Here is a 16,242-nt window from a genome sequence, read left to right on the forward strand (position 1 = left end):
TGCTCAACATCCTGCGTTTGCATAAGCACCCACAGGATGTTTAAGAGCAGATCCATATTTCTGATTGTGCCTCCCGAACCATGGGAGTATCATCGGCGCGAAGCCAACAGGGACCAATGCCTGCGCTGGCATTCCGTTTATATGATCGAAAATTCGAGAAATTTCATGCCGATACACCATTTCGTCTATCATCGTCCAAGACTGACGACTGCCATCGTCGCGGGACTGGGTTTGGGTCTTTTCCTGCCCGGCGAATATAGCCCCGTCACACAGGGGTTGCTGGCTTGGACAACCGGAATCTGGATTTACCTGCTGCTGATGGCATGGCTCATGACGACCGCTAACCATGCTCGGGTGTGTCAGATTGCACAACAAGAAGATCGTAGCGGCGTAATGGTGTTATTCCTCATGTCGCTAGGCGCCATGGCCAGCATCGTAGCGATCATCTGGGAACTCACCCTGCCCTCGCAAGCCAATTCACCTTTAAGGCTCGCTCACTATGCCCTCACAGCGGCGACGATTATCGGTTCTTGGTGCTTTGTTGCCGTCTTGTTTACGTTTCACTATGCTCGCCTCTATTACACCGCCAGCGATAATCAACCTCCACTTGGTTTTCCTGATCAAGAATTGCAGCCGAACTATTGGGATTTCCTGTACTTCTCATTCACGATTGCAGTCGCTGCGCAAACCTCAGACATCGTCATCCGCTCGCGTCGCATGCGAAAAACCGTGTTAGCTCAAGCCGTCCTCAGTTTCTTTTTTAATCTCGCAATTATTGGATTTTCGATCAATATCGCAGCCAGCATCGTCAACACTTCGTCTTAGAGACAACAGGAATAGCGCCCAGAAAAAAAGCCCCAGGAACGGGGCTTTTCTTTTGAGGTTAGGAACCTAATTTAATAACGTATCTGCGCACGGTATATCAATTTCGTCGAGCCTTCTGCAGGTACTTGCACCTTCCATACCGCTGTGTTGCTGCTTCCTTTTGTATAAGGATGGCTAGTACTTTGAATCTGCCAATCGGCAGGAATAGGCTCTTGTACAGTGACCGTCACCGCCTCTTTCTTGGCATTCTTCAGCACCACTTCATAGGCACTTTCGAATACATAGTTATACTTTGAATTGCCTGCAATTTTCTTAAAGTCGGTCTGTTTCTTATCCGCAGTAATGTCAAATGCATCGCCCAATTTCAAGCGAATTTTTTCATTCTTAGGTGTGTGATCAATACTATCTTCACCAATAAACTGCGCGCTGCCGGTGCTATCCTTCTTATAGACGCGCACGATACCCTTCGGCAGAGCCATTCCAAGTTGACTGCTTTCTTTATTGTCAAATTCCAAGAAAGTACCAACTTTTAGTTTTTGACCAAGGTCGCCTACGGCGCCTTGATAATAGTAGTCAGCGCCACGCAACAGGTACTCTTTACGTGCAGGCACGTTCGTCGCTCCAAGCAAAGAGACTTGCTTTGTTTGGTTTTCAGCGATCGTGGTTGGACGACCTAAAGTATACAAATGGTACTCAAACAAAGACTCTGTCGCCATCTCCCGCACTTTCGCGACTGGCGCTGCTGCCATCGGCATCACGGCACCGGTGGTCGCACCAAACTGATTTCTCACCTGGTTAACATCGCCTGCAACCAACTGTAACTTGGCGTTCTTATAGCTTGCGCCGCTTGTATTAGTCAAAGTCACCCAAGCAGAAATATCGAGTTTCTCCTCTGTAGGATTGAGCTCTAACACGTAGTCAGCCTTCCAAGCTAAGCCCCCAGTCAAATAACTAAGCTCAACGTCTTGAGTGGCATTTTGCGTATTATCCAAAGCCATCATTAAGGTCGGTCGATCACGTAAATTGCTCGGTACACTGTTGTAGACAATACGCGCCGGCAAACCTGTTTCGATACGGTTGCCTATCTTCAGCACGACCCCATCATTGGCTGATAAGACTTCAGCGACTTCGCTGGTTTCTGCACCCGTCGCCGGATTGGTACGAATAACATTGACCGTTTGTCCGACAAATTTCTCCAGCATTTTCTGAGGTGTGAGCAACTCAAAATTGAAATTTTGTTCAAGCACTGACAGGCTGCCGGGCGAAGAAATGCTGCGTAACAACGCTGTCTCTGGGCGCATATTGGCGCTGACATCACGGAAAGCAAGATTCACTGCTCCCCGCTTCATCGTGAAGCGTCGCACATCTTTAACCAAGGCCAAATTCTCGTTATAAATCGTGACAGCGACTTCTTTTTGATCTGCCAACGTCGTACGCTGCTCATTCTCTTGCGCCAATGCGGCGGCACTCAATGACAAACAAACTAGAAAAAAACCCGTATTTCTTAACATGGCAAACCTCCATAAATGAGATAAATAGAACAACGCACGAGGTATGCCAAGCGCTTACAGTAAGTAATAAAGAAGTTGAGCCATCATCGCGGCCAAACCACGTTCGAGCAACTGCAAAATAATAAAAGCGACCAAAACAGAGAAATCAAAACCACCGATCGGTGGAATTACTCGTCGAATCGGTGACAGAAATGGTTGATTTAAGGCTCTCACCAGAGGTGCCAGAGGCGCATGCGGATTGACGAAGCTGAAGATCACCTCAAGCAAGAGCAAACCCATCAAGCCATAAATCGCCCACTGCAAGAGCTTATACACGGATAAGATCAACAGCAGACTAATATCTAATCGATTACTGAGCAAAGACAACAGACCACTGGCCAAGATGGCGACCAACCAAGCTGCAATCAAACTTGCCCAATCAAGGCCGAAAACACCGGGAACGATACGCCGAATGGGTTTCACGATCCAATCAGTCAATTGGAAAATCGAGTTAGCAAATGACATAGGCGGGCGGACTCGGAGCGCCTGCATCCAGAACCTCAGTAACAGAAATCCGGCCAATACACCTGCAACCGCGTTAATAATCAAGCTGAACATCTCGTACAACATAGGTGAATCCTCAAAAAAAAAACCCACTGGGTGATTAACACACAGTGGGTATTGTGCCTGAATAAAACCAGGCGTCCAAGTAAGAAAATTACGCTGGACGAGTACCAGTTGGGAACGGCCAAGCTGCTGTTGGGCTGACCACCGTCTTTGCATCAGGTGTCGCTGGCTTAGCTGCCGCTACTGGTGCAGCTGGTTTAGCTGCTGCTTTTTTTGCTACTGGTTTTTTCGCTGCTGGTTTAGCTGCGGCCTTTTTTGCGGCTGGCTTAGCCGCCGCTTTTTTTGCTGCTGGCTTCGCTGCTGGCTTAGCTGCTGGTTTAGCTGCTACTTTTTTAGCTGCTGGCTTAGCTGCTACTTTTTTAGCCGCTGGCTTAGCTGCTACTTTTTTAGCTGCTGGCTTAGCTGCTGCTTTTTTAGCTGCTGGCTTAGCTGCTGCTTTTTTAGCTGCTGGCTTAGCTGCTACTTTTTTAGCTGCTGGTTTCGCTGCTACTTTTTTAGCTGCTGGCTTAGCTGCTGCTTTTTTAGCTGCTGGTTTCGCTGCTGGTTTAGCTGCTGCTTTTTTAGCTACTGGCTTAGCTGCTGCTTTTTTAGCTACTGGCTTAGCTGCTGCTTTTTTAGCTGCTGGTTTTGCTGCTGGCTTAGCTGCTGCTTTTTTAGCTGCTGGTTTTGCTGCTGGCTTAGCTGCTGCTTTTTTAGCTACTGGCTTAGCTGCTGCTTTTTTAGCTGCTGGTTTTGCTGCTGGCTTAGCTGCTGCTTTTTTAGCTGCTGGTTTAGCTGCTGGTTTAGCTGCTGGTTTAGCTGCTGCTTTCTTAGCTGCTGGTTTTGCTGCAGGTTTAGCTGCTGCTTTCTTAGCTGCTGGTTTTGCTGCAGGTTTAGCTGCTGCTTTCTTGGCCGCTGGTTTCGCTGCCGGCTTTGCCGCAGCTACTTTCTTGGCTTCTGGTGCTGTTGCCATTTTGTTTCTCCTTCACGTTAGTCGGAAAAAAATCAGATTAAAGTTAAAATCCGCTCGAATTCAAGTAAGCGGATTATTCATCGGCACAAACATGACGTCTGGTTGCGCTAATGAATTTGGCACCAACAGCAACGAAAGATGCTCACTTTCGCTACTATCAAATGGCTATGTCGTTTGTCCCTTATTCTTTTTTACTACGAACAGACCTTAACGATTAATGACAACAGCCAAAAACACGCTATTTATATAGACTGCTATAAACAGCGCTGGAATTCTTTCACATATCTACCAGTGTAGACGTAGATTTAGAAAACACAAATGCGCGAGACCCAGCCTCGCCGGGTTCGCGCTTTAAATTTAGCAATTCGAATGAGTCAATCAAGTTCATTCAGTTTTGTGAAGCCTTTCTTGTTCAAGCACCGCGTTTCGCTGTTTCAATCGCTTTGCGATTTCAGTCCTGAACATCTTCGACTACAAAAATTTATTCCCAATTGAGTGCACCACCTGTTTGATATTCGATGACACGGGTCTCAAAGAAGTTACGCTCTTTTTTCAGATCGATCATTTCGCTCATCCACGGGAACGGATTTTCTTCTTGTGGGAACAAAACGTCAAGTCCAATTTGTTGTGCGCGACGATTTGCGATGAATCGTAAATAGCCTTTGAACATTGGCGCATTCAAGCCGAGCACTCCTCGCGGCATTGTATCCTCTGCGTAACGATATTCCAACTCCACCGCACGCAAAAACAACGATTTAATCTCTTCACGGAATGCAGCGGTCCACAAATGTGGGTTCTCCATTTTGATTGTGTTGATCAAATCGATTCCGAAATTGCAGTGCATCGACTCGTCGCGCAAGATGTACTGGTATTGTTCCGCAGCACCCATCATTTTATTTTGGCGACCGAGCGCGAGGATCTGTGTGAAGCCAACATAGAAGAAAAGTCCTTCCATCAAACACGCAAAAACGATCAACGAGCGCAACAGCGTTTGGTCCGCTTCCGTAGTGCCAGTCTTGAATTCCGGGTTTGTCAGAACATCGATAAATGGAATCAAGAACTGATCTTTATCGCGAATCGATTCGACTTCGTTGTAGGCATTGAAGATCTCTGCCTCATCCAAACCAAGCGACTCAACGATGTACTGGTATGCATGCGTGTGGATCGCTTCTTCAAACGCTTGACGCAATAAATACTGGCGACATTCAGGCGCAGTGATGTGACGATAAGTGCCGAGCACAATATTATTTGCAGCCAAAGAATCTGCAGTAACGAAGAATCCGAGATTACGTTTTACCAAACGACGCTCATCTTCACTCAAGCCATTTGGGTTTTTCCAGAGCTCGATATCGCGCTGCATATTGATCTCTTGTGGCATCCAATGGTTTGCACAACCTGCCAAATATTTATCCCACGCCCATTTATATTTGAACGGTACGAGTTGGTTGACGTCAGTCTGACCATTGATAATACGCTTGTCCGCAGCATTCACGCGACGAGCTACGTCCTCTGCAGAAACCGTCACAGGTTTCGTAACCAAGGCTGGGTTCAACGCTACGTCTTGCGTTTGCATACGTGTTTGAAATTGATCGAATGCAGTTGGTGCTGCTGGTGGTGCTTGGCGCGGGGCTGGAGCCGCTGGCGCTACTTCATCATCCCAAGAGAGCATGTGAGTTCCTTTTATACACCGCCGACTTTCTAGGTCGACGGGTTTTGTTAAATATTCTTAAATTGTCTTCTAGGTAGTAGAAAAAGCTTTGCGTCACATCAAATCGCAAAGCTCTTCCTCTTTTATTGGCAAGCTTCGCACTCTTCGAAGCCAGGGTCACCAGGACGCAAGTAGCATGCTGCGCCTTCCGCCTCAACCGCTGGCAAGGCTGCCACATCGGCTGCCGCTGCTGCAAATCCGCCCGAACCACCGTCAACCGCCACTGCATTCAGAGAACCTGTCTTAGTTGTCGACTTCTCTGTATGCGTTGCACCGATTGTGCGCAAGTAGTAAGTTGTTTTCAAACCGCGTAACCACGCCAATTTGTAAGTTTCGTCCAACTTCTTACCAGAAGCGCCCGCCATGTAGATGTTCAAAGACTGTGCTTGGTCGATCCATTTTTGACGACGCGAAGCCGCTTCCACCAACCAAGTTGGGCTGATTTCAAACGCGGTCGCGTAGAGTTGACGCAGATCTTCTGGAATACGATCGATCTTCGCCAAGCTACCGTCAAAGTATTTCAAGTCGGAGATCATGACGTCATCCCACAAACCACGCTCTTTCAAATCACGCACCAAGTGCTCATTGATCTCAGTGAATTCACCGGACAAGTTCGACTTCACGTACAGGTTTTGGTAAGTTGGCTCAATACAAGCAGCGACACCAATAATATTAGAGATTGTCGCCGTTGGCGCAATCGCCACGCAGTTAGAGTTACGCATACCATATTGCTTGATACGATCACGAACAATTGCCCAATCCATCGTTTCAGAGGAGTCCACTTCCAAATAGCCACCACGTTCTTGCGCCAATAACTTAACGGAGTCTTGTGGCAAGATGCCGCGATCCCACAAAGAACCTGTATAAGAACTATAACGACCACGTTCTTGCGCCAATTCGGTGGATGCTAAGTAAGCGTAGTAGCACACTGCTTCCATCGATGTATCGGCAAAACTCACCGCTTCTTGACTCGCATAAGGGATACGCATCATGTGCAAGCAATCTTGGAAGCCCATAATACCCAAGCCAACTGGACGGTGACGCAAGTTCGAGTCACGTGCTTTTTTCACAGCGTAGTAGTTAATGTCGATAACGTTATCCAACATACGCATCGCCGTTGTAATCGTACGCTTGAGTTTTTCGTGATCAAGTTTGCCATCTTTCATGTGTGCTGGCATGTTCACTGAACCCAAATTACATACGGCGATTTCGCTGTCGTTGGTGTTCAATGTAATTTCTGTACACAAGTTTGAGCTATGAACCACGCCCACATGCTGTTGCGGAGAACGGATGTTGCATGGATCTTTAAATGTAATCCATGGATGGCCAGTTTCGAACAACATCGACAACATCTTGCGCCACAAGTCGAGTGCAGCTACTTTCTTTGACAACTTGATCTCACCACGTGCCGCTTTTTCTTCGTATGCTGTGTAAGCCTCTTCGAAGGATTTGCCGAACTTATCATGCAAATCTGGAACGTCGGAAGGTGAGAACAAAGTCCAATCGCCCTTCTCCATCACACGTTTCATGAACAAGTCAGGAATCCAGTTAGAAGTATTCATGTCATGCGTACGGCGACGATCGTCACCTGTGTTTTTGCGCAATTCCAAGAATTCTTCCACGTCCATATGCCAAGTTTCAAGGTAAGCACAGACCGCACCTTTACGCTTACCGCCTTGGTTCACTGCAACTGCAGTGTCGTTCACCACTTTCAAAAATGGAACCACACCTTGCGATTTACCGTTTGTGCCTTTGATGTGCGCGCCTAAAGAACGAACTGGCGTCCAGTCATTACCCAAACCACCTGCGTATTTGGCCAACAACGCATTTTCTTTGATCGCTTCGTAGATGCCGTCGAGATCATCGGCAACCGTCGTCAAATAGCAAGACGACAATTGTGAACGCTGTGTACCACTATTAAATAGTGTTGGAGTCGAACTCATGAAGTCGAAAGTCGACAACAAGTTGTAGAATTCAATCGCACGCGCCTCACGATCGATCTCATTCAAAGCCAAGCCCATAGCGACGCGCATATAGAAAGCCTGTGGCATTTCAATGCGAACATCACGGATATGCAAGAAATAACGGTCATATAAAGTTTGCAGACCGAGGTAACCGAACTGCAAGTCACGGTCGCTCACGATCGCGTTCGCCAATTTCTTCAGATCAAATTGTCCCAGCTTCGCGTCAAGCAAACCAGCTTCGATACCTTTTTTGACGAATTTAGGGAAATATTCTACGTATTCTGTTGCCGCATCTTTTTGTGCCACTTCACGACCGAACACTTCTTTACGAACTGTATGCAACAGCAAACGTGCCGTCACTTGGCTGTACGCTGGTTCTTTTTCCATCATCGCACGTGCGGCCAAGATTGCAGATTTATGCAATTCTTCGACCGGTACGCCATCGTACAAATTCTTCAAAGTTTCGATCAGAATCGCTTCTGCATCAACCAACTTTTCTAAACCGACACAAGCTGCATCGATCAATGCACGAACTTGGCTTACTTCTAATAATTGCGGACGACCATCAACAACAACATGAATTTGAGGAACCACGGCGCTTGGCTTGCCAGCTGCCTGTGCTTCCAATTGCAAACGACGCTCTTCCATGCGCTTTGCACGGTACAACACATATGCGCGCGCCACATCGTGTTCACCAGAACGCATCAAGGCCAATTCGACTTGATCTTGAATATCTTCAATATGGAAAGTGCCACCTGCGGGCTGGCGACGCATCAATGCATTTACTACCGTTGACGTCAACTGTTCAACCAATTCACGAATACGTGCAGAGGCGGCACCTTGCCCACCATTCACTGCCAAGAATGCCTTCGTTACCGCGATCGCGATCTTGGACGGTTCGAATCCAACTACCGCTCCGTTACGACGGATGATACGGTAATCATTATAGCTAGCGGTCGCAGCTGGAGTACTCGCCTCCAAGCTTGCATAGGCCGCGGAATCAAACGATTGAATAGGTGATGTTTCTATAGAAGAGTGCATTTCGCCTCCAGGTTCAGGGTCTTATTAATATGATTGTGTTGCGATGTCTGTGCTGCCACTACGTAATCATTACTGCATGTTCACTACCACACACTTAATACAACGTACTGCTACTGCTCAAATTCACCAGGTGCGCACACCTGAAATTAACCATCACTTCAACGACTTATTTGCGTATTAGTCCGAGCCATCAACTCTTCAAGCACACATCCATGGCGCACTTAACATGTAAAAACGGGGACCAATTGCAGAAAAAAATAACCGAGAGAAACTTTTCTCAAACCACTAGATCTAGTGCGTTTATTTTTATTTGCACTAATTCTAGTGCCGAGGCGGTAAGAGCGCAACCGCTTTTTTTTACAAACACCAAGTTTATTTTTGAATTCAGTTTGAGTTCTGTTTGACTTTAAAGAACCCACAAAACTATGCATGTGAGAGAGTGAGCGGGCACTAACATTCAACTGCTTAAATGATGTGCATTAGATGTTTTTGAGGACAAAAGTGAGAAAAGCAGTGTCGCAAATTTGACACTACATTTAGGTGATTTGCTTAAAAAATACGCTCTCAAAACACTAAATATAGGAAATGAGAAAGATGTGATGGCAAAGCGATCAGCATTTTTTGCAAGTAAATTTCCAGCGGCAAGTCGGACCAAGCTGACTGGTCTAAAGAGGAAAACTATTCGTCGGAAATTTTCAACTTTTGAATTGAGTAACGAAGCTGTCTAAAACTAACACCGAGTAAGTCGGCCGCTTGGGTTCGATTATTTTGAGTACGACGCAAGGCGGCACGAATGACGTCTCTCTCGATTGCTTCCAAGTATTCCGGCAAACTGCAGGGAAAATCAGGCTTAACAAAAACTTCGCTATCGTCGCCTAAATTTAGGGTTTGGTCGTTGGCATTGCGAGATCGTTGATCCGGCAGGCTATGTTGACTTCGCAGCCCAAGATCGATGACATCGACTATTCCATCATTGGCGAATGCGGCCGCCCGTTCAAGAATATTTTCTAGCTCCCGAACATTACCAGGGAACTCATAGAGTTTGAGTGCTTGAAGTGCTGCTTGATTGAGTTTGATTGAATAACCTGGCGTTGCCAACTTCAATAAGATAGCGCTAGCCAATTCTTCAACATCATCGAGACGTTGGCGCAGTGGTGGCAACACCAGCTCGATCACATTCAGACGATAATAAAGATCTTGACGGAATTTCCCAGCAGTGACGCAGTCTGCCAAATTTTGATGCGTTGCACTTAAAATTCGAACATCAACGGCTTCTTCGTTGGTCGCACCAACTTTACGAACCCGTCTTTCTTGAATAGCACGCAAAAGTTTAACCTGCATTGCCAAAGGCAGATCCGCCACTTCGTCGAGCATTAAGGTTCCACCGTTAGCCGCTTGAAAGAAACCGTCTCTATCATCGTTTGCGCCGGTAAAGGCACCTTTTCGGTATCCGAAAAATTCTGCTTCCATCAACATCTCAGGAATAGCGCCACAGTTGACCGCGATAAATGGTTTCTCCGCTCTCCCACTATTACGGTGAATCTCGCGGGCCGCGAGTTCTTTACCACTACCCGACTCACCTGTGATGATCACTGGCGCCATGCTGCGTGCCAAGCGACCAATCTGTGAGCGAACATGTTGGATCTCAGGCGAACTACCGATTAAGAAAGAAGGGCTGGCAGGCTTGACCAGCACTTCAACTACTTCATCAGCAGGTTTAACTTCGTGCATTTGCAAAGCTGAACGAACTAATTTTCGGAGCTGGTCAAGAGCAACAGGTTTTGAAACATAATCGAACGCACCTGCTTTTAACGCAATTACCGCATTTTCAGCGCTACCAAACGCAGTAATCACGGCGATCGGAGTGTTCTTATGGGTGTTTGTGACCAACTCAACCATCTCCAAACCTGAACCATCCGGCAAGCGCATGTCCGTTAGAACCAGAGAATAAGCAGTTTTTGCCAACAAACCCCGTGCGATTTCCAAGGTCTCAGCACTATCAACATCGAGTCCCATTTTAATCAACGTAATCTCAAGCAGCTCACGCAAATGGGCCTCGTCGTCAATCACGAGTATACGTGGCTTCATAGTTGATTCGTTGACGCTCATACTTTATCAGTGGAAGAGAAGTTGATAACGAACCGGCCGCCCGGTTCTATCCAATTGGTAGAAGTTTCATCATTACGATACTCATAATCAAGTACCGCGTGATTATTTAAACACAGTTCCCTCGCCATATACAATCCGAGACCGGTGCCTTTACTAGACGTCGTATAAAAGGGTTCAAACAAATGTGAACGGACTGATGCAGAGATGCCAGGACCGTCATCTTGAATATGCAACTCACGACGATTTCCATTGGTAATTTTAATCGTCAGACGGATACTTCCTGACTTACCACTCGCGTAACGTACTGCGTTTGATAAAAGATTGGTAATAACTTCATGCAAATGCCCAGGGTCGAACGTCACATAAAATTGACCCATATCTTGAAGTTGGATCGTATCGTTGGCGATACCGCGTGTCTCTACAAACTCCTGAACAATTTCCTGCAACTCATTTTTTAATAAAATTGGCTGCAAATTCGTTTGCGCCTTACGAGATAATTTCAAAATATCTTCGATCAGTTTATTTAGGCGCGCTACATTGTCTTCTACTATCTTCAATAGGCGACGCGATTGCATCTCATTTTGAACGTCTTCACCGAGGAGCGATGTCGCGTAAGAAATCGAGGACAGAGGATTGCGTACTTCGTGGGCGATACTGGCTGTCAGGCGTCCCATCGACGCTAGTTTTAGCTGCTGAGCTTGATTTTCAATATCCGACACGTTTTGCATGAAGATGATCGTACAAGGTGTTGCAGCCCCTTCTAGATGATCAAATTCGCTATCATCGATCGCGACAAACCTCAATTTGAGATGCGTTCCTGTATCTAGGCTGTCTTCCGCATTCGACTCTTCGGTCGACAACCTTGAGTGACCTGTGAACTGTCTAATGACGACGAAAGATGCACCCTCTTGCCGTAACCAAGTAGTAGTGTGAGCTTGCTGTCCATCCGTCCATTTTTCGAGCGCTTCAGCGATTGGTATCAGAAATGGAATCTGCCCTAATTTGATCTGCAGCGAGCCATCCAATTCCAAAGCATCTAGGCCTAACATGCGATTTGCAGCAGGATTAGACTCAAATAAATAGCCGTATTGATCAATGACCAATACACCATCTTCCATATCCGCGATCACGGTGCGATTGATCGCTTGTTGCAAAGCGAGTTCAAAACCGCGTTGTCGAGCTAATTCCTCTTGTCCGATCAAATTGCGGGCTAGACGATTGAGTACATACACTACCGCGAAATAGGTTGCCCCATACAAACCAGCCTGCGAAATTAAATTACTATCGTCGCTTTGCAAGACCTGATATGCATTCACGACCAACAAGAAGAGCGATACGGCAGAGACAAAACTTGACGCTAATAAGAGTGATCCAAGAATCCCTGCACCGGCCAAAGGAAACAAATACAGAATGACTAAACCACTTTTACTGCCACCTGCGCCTATATATAAAATCGAAATGACTAATAGATCAAGACTAATCTGAGAGACAAGCTGCAACATGAAGCGCGAAGGCCAACGCGCCTTGAGCACAACAAACGCGACGGCAAACATCAAATAGGCAGCGGTTACAGCCTTGAGCAATACTAAGTCAAGCTGCCAAGTATCGCGGTTTGATTTAATGCCGAGGTAGGTAATTAAGATGATCGCGATTAAAACTCGCGACACATTAAATGTCTGGAGCGATCGCCACAATGTAGAACTCGCGGCGTTAGAGGAAAGGCTTTTATTCGTCATCGGGAGACGTCAGCATGTTCAACCGAGCAGTAAGCGATCTCATTGCGGAACACCGCCTCGGATGCAGGAATAAATACTTGGCAATGGGCACAAGCTAACATGGCCTCGCCGGCTTCACTCGCCGCTGGTGGCGACGCAAAAGAGCCATTGGAATGAGTCGACTTGAGATTGGAAATGAACTTCTTCCGCAACGCGAGATAAACGATGAAGGCTAATAAGAACCAAACCAGTACTCTCACATCACACTCCTATGCAGCAATACTTCCAAAACAAAACGGCTACCAACATAAGCCAATAGTAAAAACAAGAATCCGAACAAGGTCATTCGTAACACGGCTTTTCCGCGCCACCCTTTCCATTGCCGGCCTATCAACAGGGTCGCAAATAGCACCCAAGAGAATAAAGAAAGCACTGTCTTGTGGTCTAACTTAAAGGCAACGCCGAGTACCTGCTCGGAAAACACTACTCCCGATAATACCGTTAAGCTAAGCAAAATAAAGCCGATGCTCACTAATATAAAAAGCAGCTGTTCCATTTTGAGTAGCGCTGGTAATTGATCTATCGCTTTTTCTAACCAAGTTTGCACCGAACGTCCTCGCATTTTATGCAGGTGTCTGTCTTGCACATACATAACCAATGCATGAAATGCTGCAATACTCAAGGTACTGTAGGCTAGGAGCGCGATGCCCACGTGCCAAGGAAACATAGCCGTCTTACCCAACAAGGAAATTAAGCTTCCGGGGAAAAACAAAGGCAATACAACAGTCAATGCGGCTTGTGGTAATACCAGGAAACGTAAACCATCTAATGAGAAATTTCGGTTTTCAACTAGAAAGACCAGCACAGAAACCCAAATTGCGGCGGACCACATGGTCGCAAACCCTACCCGCAACGCAGCATCAGCATAAATATTCATCCCTAGAGCCAGTCCATGCAGGGCCCAGGCAAATGCCGCCACACATAGCGCTGTCCATTTGCGCTTGCTAGGAATGAAGGTGCAGATCGCGTATAAGAGAGCTGCAATAAGGGAGATTTGAGTTAGCATCCACTAAGTTTACACTATGTTGAAAAAAGTTTTCCGGCAATATAGGAGTTTCTGCGCTAACGCAAAATAAGTCCCTTTGGGCAACTTTCCCTAACTTTTCCGCTGCGACTCACTAGTCCAATAACAACAGCCGCCCACTTTTTCTGTTTTTTTCACACCTTGACCTGCGCTAATCGCTTGACGTTGCGCATTCGCTTCTAGATACTCCTAGCACCCAAAGAAGTCTGATTTCAAACCGAGTAAAATTGAATAGCCACAAGCTGAGCAATTGATAGAAACAACCCTTTGGAATTCTCAAGAGAATTTATTATTAAGATTTATTTTTTGCAGGATACATAATGAAAAAATCACTTTTCGCCCTTGCTGCCCTCGCCACCATGAGTGCGGTAGCCCATGCCGATGAAGGTATGTGGATGCCACAACAGTTGCCACAAATCGCCAAACAGTTAAAGGCCGCTGGTCTTAAGTTAGACCCTGCTAGTTTGACGAAACTCACAGAATTCCCGATGGGAGCCATCGTCAGCCTCGGAGGCTGCTCGGCTTCATTCGTATCCCCACAAGGCTTGGTCGCGACTAACCATCACTGCGTTTATGACAGTGTTGCTCGCGCGTCCACACCAGAACACAACTATTTGGCCAACGGTTTCTTGGCCAAAACTTTGGCGGAAGAGGTCCCCGCTGCTCCAGGCTCACGCATCTTCGTGACCACTGATGTGACGAACGTGAGCGATAAGATTATCAACGCAGATGTCGCCAAACTCACAGGCAAAGCACGCGTAGAAGCGATCGAAAAAAATCAAAAAACAATGGTTGCAGATTGTGAAAAAGAAGCTGGCTTCCGTTGCAGCATCCCTACTTTCTACGGCGGCCTCGAATTCTATTTAATCAAACAAATGGAAATCAAAGACGTTCGTTTAGTCCATGCGCCAGCCGAAGGTGTAGGTAAATTTGGTGGCGACACTGACAACTGGATGTGGCCACGTCATACCGGTGACTATGGCTTCTATCGCGCCTACGTTAGCAAAGACGGTAAGCCTGCTGAATACAGCAAAGACAATGTTCCTTACGTACCAAAACATTTCTTGAAATTGGCTAAAGATGGCTTGAAAGAAGGTGATTTCGTGATGGTATTGGGCTACCCTGGCCGTACTAATCGTCATCGTTTGCCGTCTGAAATTGCATACACTTTTGATTTTGAATATCCAAATTTCGTCAAAAATTCAGCAGAAACTTTAGCGATCATCGCCAACGAAACTAAAGATAACAAAGATGCCTCGTTAAAGTATGCGGGCATGGTGGCTAACATCAATAACTACTACAAAAATCGCCAAGGTATGCTCGATAGCTACGAAGGTAGCGATATTTTGGAACGTAAAACCAAAGAACACGCTGAATTGAAAGCTTGGGTCAATTCCAATCCAAAGACAAAAGCAGAATTTGCAGCAGATATCGATAAGATTGAAGAAATCTACGCTAAGCGCGATGCAACGGCAAAGAAGGAGTCTTACCTCGCCTCTTCTTACCCACGTTTCTTGTCAACAGCACGCACTTTGTATCGTTTGGCCCATGAAAAAACCAAGCCGAACGCAGATCGTCGTGCAGGCTTCCAAGACCGTGACTTACCGCGATTCAAAGCCGGTATTGATGGTGTCGAACGCAGCTACGATGAAAAAGTCGACAAGGCTTTGGTCTTGAATAGCTTGGTCAAATACGCAGCAGCACCAGCGGCGGAACGTAACGCCAATTTTGATAGCGCGATGGGCATCAAAGATGGCATGAGTAAAGACCAGTTGAAAGCGCTTCTCGACACGATGTATGCAGGTAGCCAATTTGGTGACAAAGCATTCCGTGCTTCTTGGTTGAATAAATCCGTTGACGACTTCAAAACGAGCAACGATAGCTTCATTAAAGCCGCCGTCGCTATGTACGAAGAAGGCATGAAACGCGAAATGGCAGATCAAGAAACAGGCGGTAATACGCAAAAAGCCTATGCCAGCTATATGAAGGCAAAAATTGCTTACATGAAGAGCAAAGGTCAAGCGGTTTACCCTGATGCCAATAGCACCTTACGTGTTACTTTCGGTAAAGTTGCGAGCCGCCCATTCGGTGCTGATGGCACAACTTGGACAGCGTTCACGACCGTGAAAGGTGTGGCAGCGAAAGCAACTGGCACAGGTGAATTCAATGCACCAGCGAATCAATTGGCGGCAATCAAAGCCAAAGACTTCGGTAAGTTCGTTGATCCAACGTTAAAAACTGTGCCGGTGAACTACCTCGCAACCCTCGATATCACAGGCGGAAACTCCGGTTCTGCGGCCTTGAACTCAAAGGGTGAATTTATTGGTTTGGCATTTGATGGCACGCTCGATTCCATCATTGCTGACTGGGATTACAACAAAGCGTCAAGCCGTTCTATTCAAGTCGACTTGCGCTACATGTTGTGGCAGATGAAACACGTCGACAAGGCTGATAACTTGTTAAAAGAAATGAACGCCGAATAAGTAATAGTTATTTAGCTTCAACAATAAAGCCATGCCGACCTACGTCGGCATGGCTTTTTTTATTCACACATGCGTACAAAACCCACCCAACCGGCAACATCTAGCTGCCAATGCCAGTTGCCAAAGCTTCGGAGCACAGCCCTTTTCGGGTAAAATGGCAGCTTATCGACGTATTTTTATATGTCTCTCGGCCTCAGTATTTTCTTTCGACTGATGCAGCCACTGATTTCTGATTGAAGGTTCA

Annotated in this window: 11 protein-coding genes; 2 read left to right on the top strand and 9 right to left on the bottom strand. The window is 46.5% G+C overall.

The genetic code is table 11. The annotated features are described in order from the left end of the window. Positions 1-165: 165 nt before the first annotated feature. Positions 166-825, top strand: a complete 660-nt coding sequence (locus H8K36_RS08080; RefSeq protein ID WP_186916168.1) for a DUF1345 domain-containing protein — start codon at positions 166-168, stop codon at positions 823-825. Positions 826-896: 71 nt separating this feature from the next. On the opposite strand, the gene H8K36_RS08085 is transcribed toward H8K36_RS08080, so the two are convergent. The 9 genes from H8K36_RS08085 to H8K36_RS08125 all read right to left on the bottom strand — a co-directional run bounded on the left by H8K36_RS08085 (position 897) and on the right by H8K36_RS08125 (position 13,497). Continuing rightward, on the bottom strand, positions 897-2,336 hold the full coding sequence (locus H8K36_RS08085) for a DUF4139 domain-containing protein (RefSeq protein ID WP_186916166.1): 1,440 nt from the start codon (positions 2,334-2,336) through the stop codon (positions 897-899). Between the two features lie 54 nt (positions 2,337-2,390). Further along, positions 2,391-2,945 carry a YggT family protein gene (locus H8K36_RS08090; protein ID WP_186916165.1) on the bottom strand — a complete coding sequence of 185 codons (555 nt, stop codon included), beginning with the start codon at positions 2,943-2,945 and terminating at the stop codon, positions 2,391-2,393. An 88-nt stretch (positions 2,946-3,033) separates the two neighbouring features. After that, complete coding sequence (locus H8K36_RS08095) at positions 3,034-3,894, bottom strand: hypothetical protein (RefSeq protein ID WP_186916164.1); 861 nt, start codon at positions 3,892-3,894, stop codon at positions 3,034-3,036. A gap of 481 nt (positions 3,895-4,375) precedes the next feature. Next, positions 4,376-5,563, bottom strand: a complete 1,188-nt coding sequence (locus H8K36_RS08100; RefSeq protein ID WP_186916163.1) for a ribonucleotide-diphosphate reductase subunit beta — start codon at positions 5,561-5,563, stop codon at positions 4,376-4,378. A gap of 122 nt (positions 5,564-5,685) precedes the next feature. Further along, entirely contained in the window at positions 5,686-8,607 is a 2,922-nt protein-coding gene (locus H8K36_RS08105) for a ribonucleoside-diphosphate reductase subunit alpha (RefSeq protein ID WP_186916161.1), read from the bottom strand. 678 nt (positions 8,608-9,285) lie between these two features. Next, complete coding sequence (locus H8K36_RS08110) at positions 9,286-10,695, bottom strand: sigma-54-dependent transcriptional regulator (RefSeq protein WP_186916160.1); 1,410 nt, start codon at positions 10,693-10,695, stop codon at positions 9,286-9,288. Positions 10,696-10,712: 17 nt separating this feature from the next. Further along, positions 10,713-12,452, bottom strand: a complete 1,740-nt coding sequence (locus tag H8K36_RS08115; RefSeq protein ID WP_186916159.1) for a sensor histidine kinase — start codon at positions 12,450-12,452, stop codon at positions 10,713-10,715. Then, a complete protein-coding gene (locus H8K36_RS08120) occupies positions 12,449-12,691 on the bottom strand; it encodes a PP0621 family protein (RefSeq protein ID WP_186916157.1) in 243 nt (80 codons plus the stop codon). Before H8K36_RS08120 ends, H8K36_RS08115 begins: the two co-directional genes overlap by 4 nt. After that, entirely contained in the window at positions 12,688-13,497 is an 810-nt protein-coding gene (locus H8K36_RS08125; RefSeq protein WP_186916156.1) for a cytochrome C assembly family protein, read from the bottom strand. Before H8K36_RS08125 ends, H8K36_RS08120 begins: the two co-directional genes overlap by 4 nt. Positions 13,498-13,835: 338 nt before the next feature. Here H8K36_RS08125 and H8K36_RS08130 point away from each other — a divergent pair, with 338 nt between their 5' ends. After that, a complete protein-coding gene (locus tag H8K36_RS08130) occupies positions 13,836-15,998 on the top strand; it encodes a S46 family peptidase (RefSeq protein ID WP_186916155.1) in 2,163 nt (720 codons plus the stop codon). The last annotated feature ends 244 nt before the right edge of the window (positions 15,999-16,242 follow it).

The sequence above is a fragment of the Affinundibacterium nitidum genome (assembly GCF_014284155.1).
GTDB classification, from domain to species: Bacteria; Pseudomonadota; Gammaproteobacteria; order Burkholderiales; family Burkholderiaceae_D; genus Undibacterium; species Undibacterium nitidum.